The sequence below is a fragment of the Nocardia grenadensis genome (assembly GCF_050942415.1).
Lineage (GTDB): Bacteria > Actinomycetota > Actinomycetes > Mycobacteriales > Mycobacteriaceae > Nocardia > Nocardia grenadensis.
Genome location: NZ_CP192054.1, coordinates 309218 through 323014, shown reverse-complemented (window position 1 = coordinate 323014; position 13797 = coordinate 309218). Strand labels below are relative to the sequence as shown.

General features: G+C 68.9%; 11 protein-coding genes. 2 read left to right on the top strand and 9 right to left on the bottom strand.

Features of this window, described 5'->3' with window-relative positions; all coding sequences use genetic code 11:
• Positions 1 to 37 precede the first annotated feature (37 nt).
• Positions 38 to 2956 carry a type I DNA topoisomerase gene (gene topA, locus ACQPYS_RS01420; protein WP_433491500.1) on the bottom strand — a complete coding sequence of 973 codons (2919 nt, stop codon included), beginning with the start codon at positions 2954 to 2956 and terminating at the stop codon, positions 38 to 40.
• Between the two features lie 1167 nt (positions 2957 to 4123).
• A complete protein-coding gene (locus ACQPYS_RS01415) occupies positions 4124 to 4330 on the bottom strand; it encodes a cold-shock protein (RefSeq protein ID WP_011206895.1) in 207 nt (68 codons plus the stop codon).
• A gap of 432 nt (positions 4331 to 4762) precedes the next feature.
• Here ACQPYS_RS01415 and ACQPYS_RS01410 point away from each other — a divergent pair, with 432 nt between their 5' ends.
• Positions 4763 to 7159, top strand: coding sequence for a DEAD/DEAH box helicase (locus ACQPYS_RS01410; protein WP_431939403.1), 2397 nt, complete (start codon positions 4763 to 4765; stop codon positions 7157 to 7159).
• A 211-nt stretch (positions 7160 to 7370) separates the two neighbouring features.
• Here ACQPYS_RS01410 and ACQPYS_RS01405 read toward each other — a convergent pair whose 3' ends face one another.
• The 7 genes from ACQPYS_RS01405 to ssd form a co-directional block, all read right to left on the bottom strand.
• Complete coding sequence (locus tag ACQPYS_RS01405) at positions 7371 to 7766, bottom strand: Rv3654c family TadE-like protein (RefSeq protein WP_433491499.1); 396 nt, start codon at positions 7764 to 7766, stop codon at positions 7371 to 7373.
• Positions 7767 to 7819: 53 nt separating this feature from the next.
• On the bottom strand, positions 7820 to 8170 hold the full coding sequence (locus tag ACQPYS_RS01400) for a TadE family type IV pilus minor pilin (protein WP_063035331.1): 351 nt from the start codon (positions 8168 to 8170) through the stop codon (positions 7820 to 7822).
• A 56-nt stretch (positions 8171 to 8226) separates the two neighbouring features.
• Entirely contained in the window at positions 8227 to 8427 is a 201-nt protein-coding gene (locus ACQPYS_RS01395) for a DUF4244 domain-containing protein (protein WP_433491498.1), read from the bottom strand.
• Positions 8428 to 8544: 117 nt separating this feature from the next.
• Positions 8545 to 9141: a type II secretion system F family protein gene (locus tag ACQPYS_RS01390; RefSeq protein ID WP_433491497.1), complete on the bottom strand. Its 597-nt coding sequence runs from the start codon at positions 9139 to 9141 to the stop codon at positions 8545 to 8547.
• 192 nt (positions 9142 to 9333) lie between these two features.
• Entirely contained in the window at positions 9334 to 9942 is a 609-nt protein-coding gene (locus ACQPYS_RS01385; protein WP_433491496.1) for a type II secretion system F family protein, read from the bottom strand.
• A 212-nt stretch (positions 9943 to 10154) separates the two neighbouring features.
• Positions 10155 to 11354: a TadA family conjugal transfer-associated ATPase gene (locus tag ACQPYS_RS01380; RefSeq protein WP_433491495.1), complete on the bottom strand. Its 1200-nt coding sequence runs from the start codon at positions 11352 to 11354 to the stop codon at positions 10155 to 10157.
• Positions 11351 to 12457: a septum site-determining protein Ssd gene (ssd, locus tag ACQPYS_RS01375; protein WP_431939419.1), complete on the bottom strand. Its 1107-nt coding sequence runs from the start codon at positions 12455 to 12457 to the stop codon at positions 11351 to 11353. Before ssd ends, ACQPYS_RS01380 begins: the two co-directional genes overlap by 4 nt.
• A 309-nt stretch (positions 12458 to 12766) precedes the next feature.
• On the opposite strand from ssd, the gene ACQPYS_RS01370 reads away from it, so the two are divergent.
• Positions 12767 to 13654, top strand: a complete 888-nt coding sequence (locus tag ACQPYS_RS01370; protein ID WP_431939420.1) for an HAD family hydrolase — start codon at positions 12767 to 12769, stop codon at positions 13652 to 13654.
• Positions 13655 to 13797 lie beyond the last annotated feature (143 nt).

Below are 13797 nucleotides of genomic sequence, written 5' to 3'. Positions count from 1 at the left end.
GCGACGTTACTGCGACGGTCCGACAGAAACCCTGGGCCTAATCGTCGTTCGCGGCGGCCGACCGGCCCGCGGACTGCTTCGCCGGAGCCTTCTTCGCCGGAGCCTTCTTCGCCGCCGTCTTCTTCGCGGCCGCTTTCGCGGTGGTCGTCTTCTTCGCCGCGGTGGCGGTCTTCTTGGCGGCGGCCTTTTTGGCCGGGGCCTTCTTGGCGGGAGCCTTCTTCGCCGCCTTCTTCACCGGACCGCGCGCCCGCCGGTCGGCCAGCAGTTCGGAGGCGCGTTCGTCGGTGATGGATTCCACTTCGTCGCCCTTACGCAGGCTGGCGTTGGTCTCACCGTCGGTCACGTAGGGCCCGAAGCGCCCGTCCTTGATGACCATCGGCTTCCCGGTGGCGGAATCGTTGCCGAGTTCCCGGAGCGGCGCGGCTGCCGCGGCCTGTCTACCTCTGCGTTTGGGTTCGGCATAGAGCTTGAGGGCCTCGTCGAGGGTCACCGTGAAGATCTGGTCCTCGGTGGCCAGCGACCGCGAATCGGTGCCCTTCTTCAGATAGGGCCCGTACCGGCCGTTCTGCGCGGTGATCTCTTCGCCGGAGGCCGGGTCGTTGCCGACCACGCGCGGCAGCGACAGCAGTTGCAACGCGTCCTCGAGAGTGACCGTGGCCGGGTCCATGGATTTGAACAGTGACCCGGTGCGCGGTTTCGGCGCGTTCTTCTTCGCGGTCTTCTTGGCCGCCTGGTCCTCGTCGGTCTCCGGCAGGATCTCGGTGACGTAGGGGCCGAAACGTCCTTCCTTCACCACGATTTCGTGACCGTTGTCCGGGTCGTTGCCCAGGGTGCGGCCCTCCTGCGGAGTGGAGAAGAGCTTCTCCGCCACCTCCGGGGTGAGCTCGTCGGGCGGCAGATCATCGGGGAGATTGGCGCGCTGGGAAGTCGGTTCGGCATCCGGTTTGTCGGGATCGGCAACCATACGCTCCAGATACGGCCCGTACCGGCCCACTCGCACCACCACATCGCGACCGGCGTCGTCGCTGAAGAGTTTGATGGAGTTGATCAGGCGGGCATCGATATCGTCGAGCCGCTCCCCGACCATCCGCTTCAGACCGCCGGACCGCGCGACCGAACCCTCGGCACCGTCGTCACCGCCGAAGTAGAAGCTGGACAACCAGTTTCCGCGCTGCGCCCGGCCGCCGGCTATGGCGTCCAGGTCGTCTTCCATGGCGGCGGTGAAATCGAAATCGACCAGGCGGCCGAAGTACTGCTCGAGCAGCCCGGTCACCGAGAAGGCCACCCAGGACGGCACCAGCGCACTACCGCGTTTGTAGACGTAGCCGCGGTCCAGGATGGTCTTGATGATCGACGAATAGGTGGACGGCCGCCCGATCCCGAGTTCCTCCAGCGATTTGATCAGCGAGGCCTCGGTGTAGCGGGCGGGCGGGTTGGTGCTGTGGCCGTCGGGGTTCAATTCCACGGCGGTGACGCCCTCGCCCTCGGCGAGCTGCGGCAACCGGGTTTCGGCGTCGTCGGACTGGCCACCGGCCTCTTCGTCGACACTTTCCACATAGGCCTTCAGGAAGCCCGGGAAGGTGATGGTGCGGCCCGAGGCGGAGAACACGCATGCCTCGCCGGTGCCGGCGGTGCCGGTGATCCGCAGGGTGAGGGTGGTGCCCCGGGCGTCGGCCATCTGCGAGGCGACGGTGCGCTGCCAGATCAGCTCGTAGAGCCGGAACTCGTCGTTGTCCAGCCGGGCGTGCAACTGGCCCGGGGTGGCGAAGGTGTCGCCCGCGGGACGGATGGCCTCGTGCGCCTCCTGCGCGTTCTTCACCTTCCGGGTGTACTGCCGGGCGGTGGGGTGCACGAATTCGGCACCGTAGAGCTGGGTGGCCTGGGTGCGCGCGGCATTGATCGCCGAATCCGACAGCGTGGTCGAGTCGGTACGCATATAGGTGATGTAGCCGTTCTCGTACAGCCGCTGCGCGGTGCGCATGGTGCGTTCCGAGGTGAACCGCAGCTTGCGGCCCGCCTCCTGCTGCAGCGTGGAGGTCATGAACGGCGCATACGGTTTGCGGGTGTAGGGCTTGGACTCGGCGGAGGTCACCACCAGATCGGCGCCGTGCAGGGCCTCGGCCAGGCGGCGGGCCCAGGCCTCGTCCAGCACCAGCGCCCGCGAATCGGCCTTGAGCCGGCCGTCGGACCCGAAATCACGGCCGGTGGCGACCCGCGAGCCGTCCACATCGACGAGGCGGGCGGAGAAGACCCGCGGATTGGCGGAGTCGGCTTCGCCGCCGGCATCCAGCCTCGCGGCGATATCCCAGTACTCCGCCGACCGGAACGCCATCCGTTCCCGCTCACGCTGCACGATCACCCGGGTGGCCACGGACTGCACCCGACCCGCCGACAACCTCGGCATGACCTTCTTCCACAGCACCGGACTGACCTCGTAGCCGTACAGGCGGTCCAGGATGCGCCGGGTTTCCTGCGCGTCGACCAGGTCGTTGTCCAGGTCGCGGGTGTCAGCGGCGGCCGCGCGGATCGCCGGCTCGGTGATCTCGTGGAAGACCATCCGCCGGACCGGCACCTTCGGCTTCAGCGTCTCCAGCAGATGCCAGGCGATGGCCTCGCCCTCACGGTCGGGGTCGGTGGCCAGATACAGTTCGTCGGCGTCGGCCAGCAGACCCTTGAGTTCGGTGACCTTGCCCTTCTTCTCCGGGCTGACGACATAGATGGGTTCGAAGTCGTTGTTGACGTCCACCCCGAGCCGCGCCCAGTCCTGGCCCTTGTACTTGGCCGGGACATCGGCCGCACCGCGCGGCAGATCCCGGATATGGCCGACCGATGCCTCGACCGTATAGTCCCGCCCCAGGTAGGGCGCGATTTTACGGGCCTTCGTCGGGGATTCGACGATGACGAGACGACGCACGGGACGACCCGCCTCGGCTGCGTTTCGGTCTCGTGTTGCCACCGGCGAATCCCTTTCCTTCTCGACCCGCTGAACACTGCTCGGTACGGCAGGACGCGGTTGATTGAGCAGACGGTGACGCCTTACATCACCACCAGTCACGTTTATACCTTGACGCCGCGCGTGGTCGAACGGTTGCGACCATCGGGCGATGGCGCGTCGATGCCGTTCAGTATGCAGGGCCGCGCCGACAGCCGGCACGCACGGTGCATCACGAATCCACGCAGTATCGAGTTGACCGGCGTGCGCGGAGGCCGATCCGCCTCCGGTCCGCGCGTGGCGCGGAGCACGTTCGACGGGTACGAGCGACGGGCGATCGGCGTGCCTCGGCTCAGGGCGGCCCGCCACCCTCCGGCCCCGGTCGGCGCCACACTACCCGCCGAGCGTTCGGCGGGGGACGATTCCGGAAAGCTCGCGTCCGCAATGGATACGGAACTCCGCGATGAACACACCGTATCCGGACCGCTGCGCGCGGAGGACACGGGCCCGGCGGACACACCGTCGCGCGAACGTCTCCACGGCCCGGCGGCGCCGAAATGCCGAACGCGTATGGCGGACGCTCCGCTATGCGATAGACGCACGGGCGAAGAGTGCGGCCGGAAACCGCCCGGACCGACGAACGACACATCCGACCGAGGGCCGGTCGGGCGCACGACGGCAGCCGAAGCCCGCGAAAGCACGGGTCGAGCGGACGCTCCGGTGCGCCGCGACCACAGGGCCGGAGCCGATGCCCGACTGTGCCGAACGCACACCGCCGGAGCGGATACCCGGCCGAGCCCGGTCGGTGCGGCAGACAGGTACGCCGGAGCCGGACGCGAGGGGGCGGCCGGCACGGATATTCGACCGGGCTTCGGGCATATGACCGAAGCCGATGCCCGAGCACGACCAGGGCGCTCGGCCGGAGCGATGGCCCGGATGCGCGAATAGGTCATGACAAGGGCGGGCGCCGGGGTACGCAAGAAGTGCGTGGCCGAAGCGGACGAGGAGGTACGCGAAGAACTCACGCCCGGAACAGAAGCCCGGGTACACACAGGGCATCGTGCCGAGGCGAATGTCCGAGCATGCGAAGTGCGCATGGCCGGAGCGAATGCGGGGGTACGCATACCCCACATATAGTTCGTCCCTCGCTCCCGTTACGGGAGGCGAGGGACGTACTGGGAGGGGACTCGCTCAGCTGAGCGCGCGAACTCCGGTGGCCTGCGGGCCCTTGGTGCCCTGGCCGACCTCGAACTCGACCTTCTGATTTTCTTCGAGGGTGCGGAAACCCGAACCCTGGATCTCGGAATAGTGGACGAAGACGTCCGCAGAGCCGTCTTCGGGCGCGATGAAGCCGAAGCCCTTCTCCGCGTTGAACCACTTCACAGTTCCCTGTGCCATTCTGTTCCTTCTCTTTTCTTACTCGGAACGGCGGACAACTGGGTTTCGTCCACCGGGCCTGTTGCGATCGACGCTACTCTGGACCCCCATGGGGGCCAACGTATGCCGTTCACAACATCGATCCTGCCAGGGTTAGGACTTTGCATCCGTCCCTCGAACACAGAAGCTTGCGACCGAGAACCAGTGAACCATGTCTTTGGGAAATTCAACAGCGGAGTTACCGACAATTTGCAAAAAAAATGATCTCGCGAATGCGGGGGTAAGGGTTAGTCCGCTCGAATCTGAACCTCCGGTATGTTTGCCTTCCGATAACCAGCGTCCGGACCGCGTACTCGGCTGTGACCCAGATCGCTATTGGGTATCGAACTTGCAGGTGACGCGAGGCGGACGGCGATATTTCACATTGTTCGAAGACCCGGAAGGCGCCCAGACATGACTCGAGAGATCCAGCCCGATCTGTCCTATGGGCGATCGTTGCTGAATCGTGTCCTCGACGGCGTTCCGGCCACTGATTCGCGTCTGACCCATATCGCCGAGATACCGGGCCGGGCCGCCGCACCGGCCGATTGGCCCGTCTGGTCGGCGCCGGAGGTGGTGAACGCGCTGCGTGCGGAAGGTATCGAGGCGCCGTGGGGGCATCAGGCGGCCACCGCCGACCATGCCGCCCGCGGACAGCATGTGGTGGTGGCGACCGGGACGGCGTCCGGAAAATCGCTCGGCTACCAGCTCCCCGTTCTCACCGCACTGCACGAGGACCAGCGGGCCACCGCGCTGTATCTCGCCCCGACCAAGGCATTGGGCGCCGATCAGCTCCGGATGGTCGGCGAACTCACCCGGCACGAACCCCTGCGTCGGATCCCCGTCGCCGCCTACGACGGCGACACCCCCACCGAGATCCGGCAGTGGGTACGCGCGGAGGCCCGCTGGCTGTTCACCAACCCGGATATGCTGCACCTGAGCCTGCTGCGCTCGCATCGCAGCTGGTCACGCTTCTTTCGCCGCCTGCGCTACGTGGTGGTCGACGAGTGCCACACCTACCGGGGGCTGTTCGGTTCCCATGTGGCGCTGGTCCTACGTCGCCTGCGCCGGCTGGCGGCGCACTACGGCGCCGATCCGGTATTCGTCCTCTGCTCCGCGACGGCCGCCGATCCGGCCGCGGCAGCGTCCCGGCTGGTCGGCGCCGACTGCGTGGCGGTGACCGAGGACGAATCGCCCCGCGGTCCGCGCACCATCGCGTTCTGGGAGCCGCCGTTGCTCACCGCGGTGACCGGTGAGAACGGTGCGCCCGTCCGGCTCGGCGCCACCACGGAGGCAGCCCGGATCACCGCCGACCTGGTCCTGGAAGGAGCCCGGACACTGACCTTCGCCCGGTCGCGCCGGGCGGCCGAGCTGATCGCCGTCCACACCCGGCAGCGCCTCACCGAAATCGACCCCGAACTGGCAGAACGCGTCGCCGCCTACCGCGGTGGATACCTACCCGAGGACCGGCGGGCCCTGGAAGGGGGACTATCGAACGGGTCCCTGCTGGCCGCGGCGACCACGAACGCCCTGGAACTCGGGGTGGACATCGCCGGCCTGGACGCCGTCGTCCTGGCCGGATTTCCCGGTACGGTCGCCTCGTTCCGTCAGCAGATCGGCCGGGCCGGGCGCCGGACACAGGGAGCACTGGCCGTACTGGTGGCGCGTGACGACCCACTGGACACCTACCTCGTGCACCATCCCGAAGCCTTGCTCGACCGCCCGGTGGAAGCCGGGATCATCGATCCCGCGAACCCGTATGTACTCGGTCCGCAACTGCTCTGCGCGGCCATGGAACTGCCCATCACCGACGCGGAGGCCCGAGCGTTCGACGCCCCTGGAGTGCTCACGGAACTAGCAGGTCAGGGGCTCGTCCGGCGACGCGAAGCCGAGGGCGGCAGCCATTGGTTCTATACGGGCGCCGAACCGCCACACGACGAGGTCGACGTCCGCGGCGGTATCGGGACCCAGGTCGCGATCGTGGTCACCGAGACGGGACGGCTACTCGGCACGGCGGATGCCGGAAGGGCCCCGGCCACCCTGCACGAAGGCGCCGTCCACCTGCACCAGGGCGAAAGTTATCTGGTCGAGGAACTGGACCTCGAGGGCGGTGTCGCACTCGTCCGCGCCGATACCCCCGGCTGGACCACCAGCGCCCGCCGAGTCACCTCCCTCACGCTGGACACCGTGCGCGAGAGCGCAGCCTTCGGCGAGGTCACCGCGGCTTTCGCGGACGTGACGGTGCGCAGCCAGGTGGTGGGCTATCTGCGCACGCTGGTCACCGGAGAGGTCCTCGACCTGGTCGAACTCGACCTGCCGGAGCAGACCCTCCCCACCACCGCCGTGCTCTACACCGTGACGCCGGACCTGCTGGACCGAGCCGGGATCGACGCCGCCGCGCTGCCCGGCGCCCTGCATGCTGCCGAACACGCGGCGATAGGCCTGTTGCCGCTGGTGGCGACCTGCGACCGATGGGATATCGGCGGGGTTTCCACAGCTCAACACGCCGATACCGGCCTGCCCACGGTTTTCGTGTACGACGGGCAGCCCGGCGGGGCGGGCTTCGCCGAGCGCGGCTACACGATGCTGCGGCGCTGGCTCGGTGCGACCCTTGCGGCGGTCCAGGCGTGCTCGTGCCGGAGCGGGTGTCCATCCTGTGTGCAGTCACCCAAGTGCGGGAACGGCAACGATCCCCTCGACAAGACCGCGGCGATCCGACTATTGACCGCGGTTCTCGCCGAGCTGACGGGCCCGACGCATCGATGCGCCCCTGCTATGGAGCAACCCGATGGTCACAGCGTTGCCGGGTGAGCCGGAGCGGCGACCGTACGCCTACCGGACCACAGAATTAAGAGGATAAGCATCATATTAACTGAATTGTTGCTAAAGGACCGGTCGGTAGCTACAGAGTCTCTTTTCTTATCAATTCCAAAACATATGACGAATGCGGCCAACAAGGCCATTAATTGCCGCCGCTAAGCGAATACAGTATTCGTCGTTAACAAAATTCCCTATAGGCAGATCACCTTGCTTCTCCGACCGGCCCGGCTCGCGCGACCGCTCGTATACTCCGTGTCCCGAACGGACCCAACGGTACTTTTCCTTCGATCGTGATCACGGCATCCCAGCCGTCTATCTCGCAGCGCGCGACATGAGCAACCATGCGTCGTCCGAGTGATTCGGCCGCCGCACATCCGGCCTCCGCGCCGTGCCATAGTTCACCCGCGGCCGCCAAGGCGGCGAGGTCCGCCGCGGCCTGGGCCCGGTGCCGCGCCACGACCACCCCACCCAACTGGACGACGAGCACGGTCACCACGATCAGACCCGCCAGCGCCAGACATGCCGTGACCGTCGCCGCCCCCTCATCTCTCCTCGGATGCCGTGCCCGTTCCCGGATCGGTCCGAGAGACCGAGCCACCGCGACCGGACGCGGGTACCGCGGACCTCCCGGCGGCGTTCGGCTTCGGTGACTCATGCGTCCGTATCCGGCTCGGCTGCCGCCACGGCCTCGGCTTCCAGCCGGAGCACGGGTAACAGTGGAGTATCGGAAGCTACGACGGCGATCACCCGACCGCCCTCGTAGCGCACCGAGATATCCGCCCCCGCCGGTGCCACCCGGCGAGCGGCGACCTCCGCGGCGCCGCGATCACCACGGGCCGCCAGCCGGGCCGCCTCACGCGCGGCGTCCACACACCGCACCTGGGTCACCGCGGCGAGCACCGCGCCCACACACAGCGCGGCAGTAGCGGCGAGGGCGGCGAGGGCGATCGCCGCTTCGACGGTCACCGACCCGGTCTCACCGCCGACCGGGCGCCGGAACACACCGACAGCATCCTCGCCGTCCGCGGCGCCGGCGCCCGACGACCCGACCGGCGACCTCAAACGCCGGTGTTCAGCGCCTTCTCGATGATCCCGGTCAGCGCGTCGGGAATGCTCTCGCCGGTCACCACGGTGTACAACACCGCGCCGAAAGCAGCCGCGGCTATGGTTCCGATCGCGTACTCGACCGTGCTCATCCCCTCCTCCCCCGCCACCACGCGCAGCAGCCGAGTGTTCGCGCTTCGCCGTGCTCCCCGCATCAGCTTCGATGCATTCCACGTCGTCGTTCGGCTCATCGGCACCCCGACCCCCTCTCTTTTGGGCTCGCACAGCCGTTCCGTACGAGCACATCTCGGTATCCGCCGCCGGCCGCGGAGTCACAGCAGGCCCTCGCCGAGCACCCCACCCGCCAGGCCGATGATCACCGGCACTATGCCGAGGCAGATGAACGCCGGTAGGAAGCACAGCCCCAAGGGGCCGCCGATCAGGACGCCGGCCCGTTCGGCCCGCGCGGTCGCCGCTTCCTCCACCTGGGTGCGACGCTCCTCGGCCAGATCGCCGATAGCCGCGGCCAGCGACGAGCCCGAGCGGGCCGAGCGCCGCGCCAGCCGGGCGAGCGCGTCGAATTCGGGAGCGTAGGGGCCGCCGGCTTCGGTGGGAGCCCACGCCACAGCCGGATCGGCACCGAGGGCGAGCAGATCGGCTGCCCGCTGCAGCCGATCCGATAGCGAATCGGGTGCGGCCGGCGCGACCGCACGCAGCGCGGCGGCGGTCGGCAAACCGGCCCGCAGGCAGGCGGCCAGTAGATCGAACAGCGTCGCGAGCGCGACCGGGTCGGCGACCGCGGTGGGTTTCCGGGACCGCACCCGCCGGTGAGCCGTGGCCTGGCTCAATCGGGCGACCGCCGGCGCCGGGGCCGGTACCAGCAGTATTGCTGCCGAGAGCAGGAGGAACGGCCAGCCGTGGATCGCCATCGCGTGTCCTTTCGGCATTGTTCGAGGTAACCGAACCGATGGGCACCGATCCGGTGCAGGCGGCGGCTGCCGTAACAGGGTCGGCGGGTCTGTCCGGGGCGTCGCTACGCGTGCCGGGTGTCCCCGTTCCGCGGCGGCACGGCGGCCGGCGTCGGCGGGTATATGCAGGGTTGTCGCGCGGTATATGCGGGGTCATCGCGGAGCCACCCGGCGGGTTATCTCGTCTGCCCACAGCAACCCGACACAGGCCAGGCCGGCGCCGAGCGGCAGCAGAAAGCGACCCGCCGGGGAGACGAACAGCACCTGGAGTGGATGGGCACCCATCAACTGCCCCAGACCCACTCCCAGCATCGGCAGTACTGCCAGAATCGCCGCGGTAGCGCGAGCACCGGCCAGCGAAGCGTCGGTCCGGGACCGGAATTTGATTCGGGCGGCGAGGTCGGCGCGGGCCGCCGCCAGGAGTTCGGCCAGCGCCAGCCCGTGCAGCTCGGCGACCTGCCAGGCATCGGCCACTCGGCCCAGTTCGGCGGCGATCACCGAGTCGGGACGGAGCAATCCCTCCGCACCGGACCCGCCCAGCCTGCTGCGCGCCGAACCGACCGCGAAGGCCGCCGCCGCGATACCGCCGCTCTCCCGGGCGGCGACCGCGGCCGCGGCACTCGGGTGCGCGCCCACCCGGAGTTCGGAGACCACCGCCTCGAGACAGTCGAGGAGGTGTCCGCATTCGACGCGGTGCAGACGAGCCCGGCGGGAACGGCGCAGCCGCACCGCCACAGTGCCCGCGACGAGCAGCGCGGCCATCGTGCCGCCGCTCCCCAGCGCCAACGCCAACGCACACCCGATACCGCCCGCCCCGCGTATCACCCACCGCGTCGGAAGAAACTGTGCCGTCCGGACTTCGAACACCCTGCCGAATCGCCGCCTGCCCGCAGGCCCCGGTGTGAGCACCAGGGCCAGAGCCGTGCATCCCAGGGCCGTCGCGACAGGGCCGACTGCTGTCACCATCGGGGTCATCACCCGGCCCGTTCCGCCAGCACGGCCTGGAGCAACTCGGCGGCGGGCGCCGGGCCGGTCGCGCGCCAGGCCGGGCGGATCTCCACCCAGCCGGCGTTGTCCCGCTGCACCACCCCGATTTCCGCGAGATACCGGAACCCGTCGGCGCGCCGCCGGACGTGCAGTACCACGTGCACGGCAGCGGCCACTTGACTGTGTAGCGTCGGCCGGTCCATTCCGCCCAGCCCGGCCAATGCCTCGAGCCGTGCGGTCACCTCCCGGATCGAGTTGGCGTGGATCGTTCCCGCGCCGCCGTCGTGCCCGGTGTTCAACGCGGTGAGCAGGTCGACGACCTCCGCACCGCGCACTTCGCCGACCACTATGCGATCGGGACGCATACGCAGCGCCTGCCGGACCAGATCACGCAATGTGATCTCCCCCGCCCCTTCGATATTGGGCGGCCGTGCCACCAGCCGGACCACATGTGGATGCGGAGGTGCGAGTTCGGCCGCGTCCTCGACACAGATGATGCGCTCAACCGGGGCGACCTCGGCGAGTAGCGCGGAGAGCAAGGTGGTCTTCCCCGCGCCGGTGCCCCCGACCACGAGGAAGGCCAATCGAGCGCGAACAATCTGTTGCAGTAGGGCTTTCGCGTCGGATGGCACCGCGCCGGATCGGGCGAGCGCATCCAGCCCCTGGGTCGCCGGACGGAGTATCCGGAGCGACAGGCAGGTGCCACCGCGAGCGATGGGGGCGAGCACGGCGTGCAGCCGGACGCCGAAGCTGTGGCCCAGTACCAGCTCCCGGCCGGACAATTGCCCGTCCACCCAGGGCTGGGCATCGTCGAGGCGGCGGCCCGCCGAGAGGGCCAGGCGCTGCGCCAGCCGCCGGACGGCGGCCTCGTCCGGAAAGGTCGTCGGGGTTCGTTCGACCCCGCGGCCCCGGTCGATCCACACCGCGTCCGGGGCGGTGACCAGAACATCGGCGACCGCGGGATCGTGCAGCAGCGGTTCGAGGACGCCGGCTCCGGTGAGTTCGGTCTGCAGCAACCGCAGGGCCCGCAGCAGATCGGTATCCCCCAGCATTCCCCCGGCTTCGGCACGGATGGCCGCCGCGACCCGTGCGGGTTCGGGCTCCGCGCGGTCTCCGGCCAGCCGTTCCCGGACCCGCTCCAGCAGTTCGGTCGTCACCACCCCGGAGTGTCCGGTGCCCGGGCTCATCCGGCCCGCCGCGGGTCGGGTGGGCTCAGCACCGCCAGTACCGCGTCGCAGGCGTCCCGCAGGGGCCCGCGCCGTAGCCGCAGACCCCGGCGTTCGAGCCGCGCGGCCAAGCCTGGTTGTGCCCGGACCGCCGCCAGCAGCGGCAGTTCCAGCACGGCGGCGATATCGTGGCCGCGCAGATTTCCGGGCGCCGGACCGCGCACCACCAGGCCACGGTTGGGGTTGCGCTGCGCGATCCATTCCGCCACGGCACCGGCTGCCGCCACCGCGCGCAGCTGCGCGGGTACGACGAGCACCACGAGATCGGCGGCGTCGAGTATCCGGTCCGTATGCGGTCCGCGCTCGCTGGAGATATCACAGACCACGAGATCGCCCGCGCCGCGCGCGGCTTCGACTACCGCGTGTACGGCGGCCGCACCGATGGGGCCGGTCCGGCCCCTGCCCCGGCCGCTGGACAGCACCGACAGGCCGCCGCCCGCGGCGGGGAGCGCATTGCGCAGTTCCGCGGCGGCGACCCGGCCGTCGTCCACGACCAGATCCGGCCAGCGTAGGCCGGGTGCGCCCTCGATACCGAGCAGCAGATCGAGGCCGCCGCCACGGGGGGCGCCGTCGACCAGCACCGTATGCGGCCGGAACCCGGCGGTGGCCGAGCGCAGCGCGGTCGCGGCGGCGAGAACGGACGCCCCGGCACCGCCGCCCGCACCGGCCAGGGCGATCACTACTCCGCCGTCGGTGCGCTGCTCCCCGTATTCGGCGAATTTCTCGATGAGGTCGACCGCGGCTGCCGGGAGCGCGATCACCCGTTCGGCTCCGATCACCGCGGCCGCCTGCCAATCGGCCAATCCGGGTTCACCGTCGGTGACGGTCACCACGCCGCTGCGCCGCGGGGGCGCCGTGCTCGCGGACACCACGGCGGCCTCGGTGTCGAGCACCACGAGTGGTGCCGCCGACCAGGGGTGCCTGCCGGCCGGCGCCTCGGCTTCATCGATTCGCCGGCCGGCCGCGGCGGCGACCCGGCGAACTTCCTCGCGTAACCGCTCGTCCCGAATGAGCACCAGCACCGCGGGTGGCTCCCCGGTGGTGGGTGTCGCGTCGTGATCCATGGACCCAGCGTCGCCCGTCCGGACCTGCCGGAACCGGTGACTGCGGCGATTGTGGACAACTCGCGGGCTGTGGAGAACTTTTCGAAGCCGGCGACCGTCCCCTGGATAGAGGACGGCCCCAGCCGGGGGGGGAGGAGGCTGGGGCCGTCGGGGTTCAGCCCCGGGGGGTCGGGCTGAACACGCCTGGAACATGTCCAGGTGCCAGCAATACTACACCCAAGAACGGGCCGGAACGCAAGCCCGGCGGCAAAGAAGTTCCACAGGTCACCCTCACTCCCCTTCTGATGGGAAAACCACTGGTCAGCATGTATGCGGGCGCGTAGCGGGCACGACACGCGTCGCGCTGATGCCTATCCTGGAACGGTGACGGGCTCCGGTAAAACGACACCGCCTCCCGGCGATCGGCACCACGAGAACGGCCGCGTCGCCGCCTTCTTCGATCTGGACAAGACGGTGATAGCCAGATCGAGCACCTACGTGTTCAGCAAACCTTTCTTCGATCAGGGGCTGATCAACCGGCGTGCCGTCCTGGAGGGCAGTTACGCGCACTTCATGTTCCTGCTCGCCGGGGCCGACCACGATCAGATGGAGCGGATGCGGGCGCACCTCACCGATATGGTCGCCGGCTGGGATGTCGCCCAGATCCGGTCGATCGTGGCGGACACCCTGCACGAGCTGGTGGATCCACTGATCTACGCGGAGGCCGTCGACCTCATCGCCGACCATCGTATTCGCGGACACGATGTGGTGATCGTCTCCGCCTCGGGCGAGGAGGTGGTGGCCCCGATCGCCGAAGCGCTGGGCGCCACCCATACGGCCGCGACCCGGATGGAGGTCGTGGACGGCAAGTACACCGGGGCGGTCGACTTCTACTGCTACGGCGAAGGGAAAGTCACCGCGATCGAGAAGCTCGCCGCGGCAGAGGGTTACGATCTCGCGCGCTGCTACGCGTATTCCGATTCGATCACCGATCTGCCGATGCTCACCGCGGTCGGCCACCCCACCGCGGTCAATCCCGACCGCGGTCTACGCCGCGAGGCAACGAGCCAGGGCTGGCCCGTGCTCGCTTTCTCCAACCCGGTCTCACTGTGGTCACGCTTTCAGGCACCGTCGAAAACCATGGCCACCGGACTCGCCGTCGCGGTCGGTGCGTTCGTTGCGGGAGCAGTGACCTACCGACTGCTGCGACGACGATGAATACCATTCCGAACTGGACTTATAGCATATGACTCCGACCGATGTGCCCGTTTTCCATTTGTTCCACGAAGTTGCGCCAGCCCTTGATGTGAGTGCGGTCACAGTGTAAAGATGGAGGCACGGAAGGAAGGAAGGCCAAGGCG

Bases quoted from the DNA above. Each gene is read 5' to 3' on its own strand.
- ACQPYS_RS01415 (WP_011206895.1), bottom strand. From the start codon at position 4,330: ATGGCACAGGGAACTGTGAAGTGGTTCAACGCGGAGAAGGGCTTCGGC.
- ACQPYS_RS01410 (WP_431939403.1), top strand. From the start codon at position 4,763: ATGACTCGAGAGATCCAGCCCGATCTGTCCTATGGGCGATCGTTGCTG.
- ACQPYS_RS01395 (WP_433491498.1), bottom strand. From the start codon at position 8,427: ATGCGGGGAGCACGGCGAAGCGCGAACACTCGGCTGCTGCGCGTGGTG.
- ACQPYS_RS01390 (WP_433491497.1), bottom strand. From the start codon at position 9,141: ATGGCGATCCACGGCTGGCCGTTCCTCCTGCTCTCGGCAGCAATACTG.
- ACQPYS_RS01385 (WP_433491496.1), bottom strand. From the start codon at position 9,942: ATGGCCGCGCTGCTCGTCGCGGGCACTGTGGCGGTGCGGCTGCGCCGT.
- ACQPYS_RS01380 (WP_433491495.1), bottom strand. From the start codon at position 11,354: ATGAGCCCGGGCACCGGACACTCCGGGGTGGTGACGACCGAACTGCTG.
- ssd (WP_431939419.1), bottom strand. From the start codon at position 12,457: ATGGATCACGACGCGACACCCACCACCGGGGAGCCACCCGCGGTGCTG.
- ACQPYS_RS01370 (WP_431939420.1), top strand. From the start codon at position 12,767: ATGCGGGCGCGTAGCGGGCACGACACGCGTCGCGCTGATGCCTATCCT.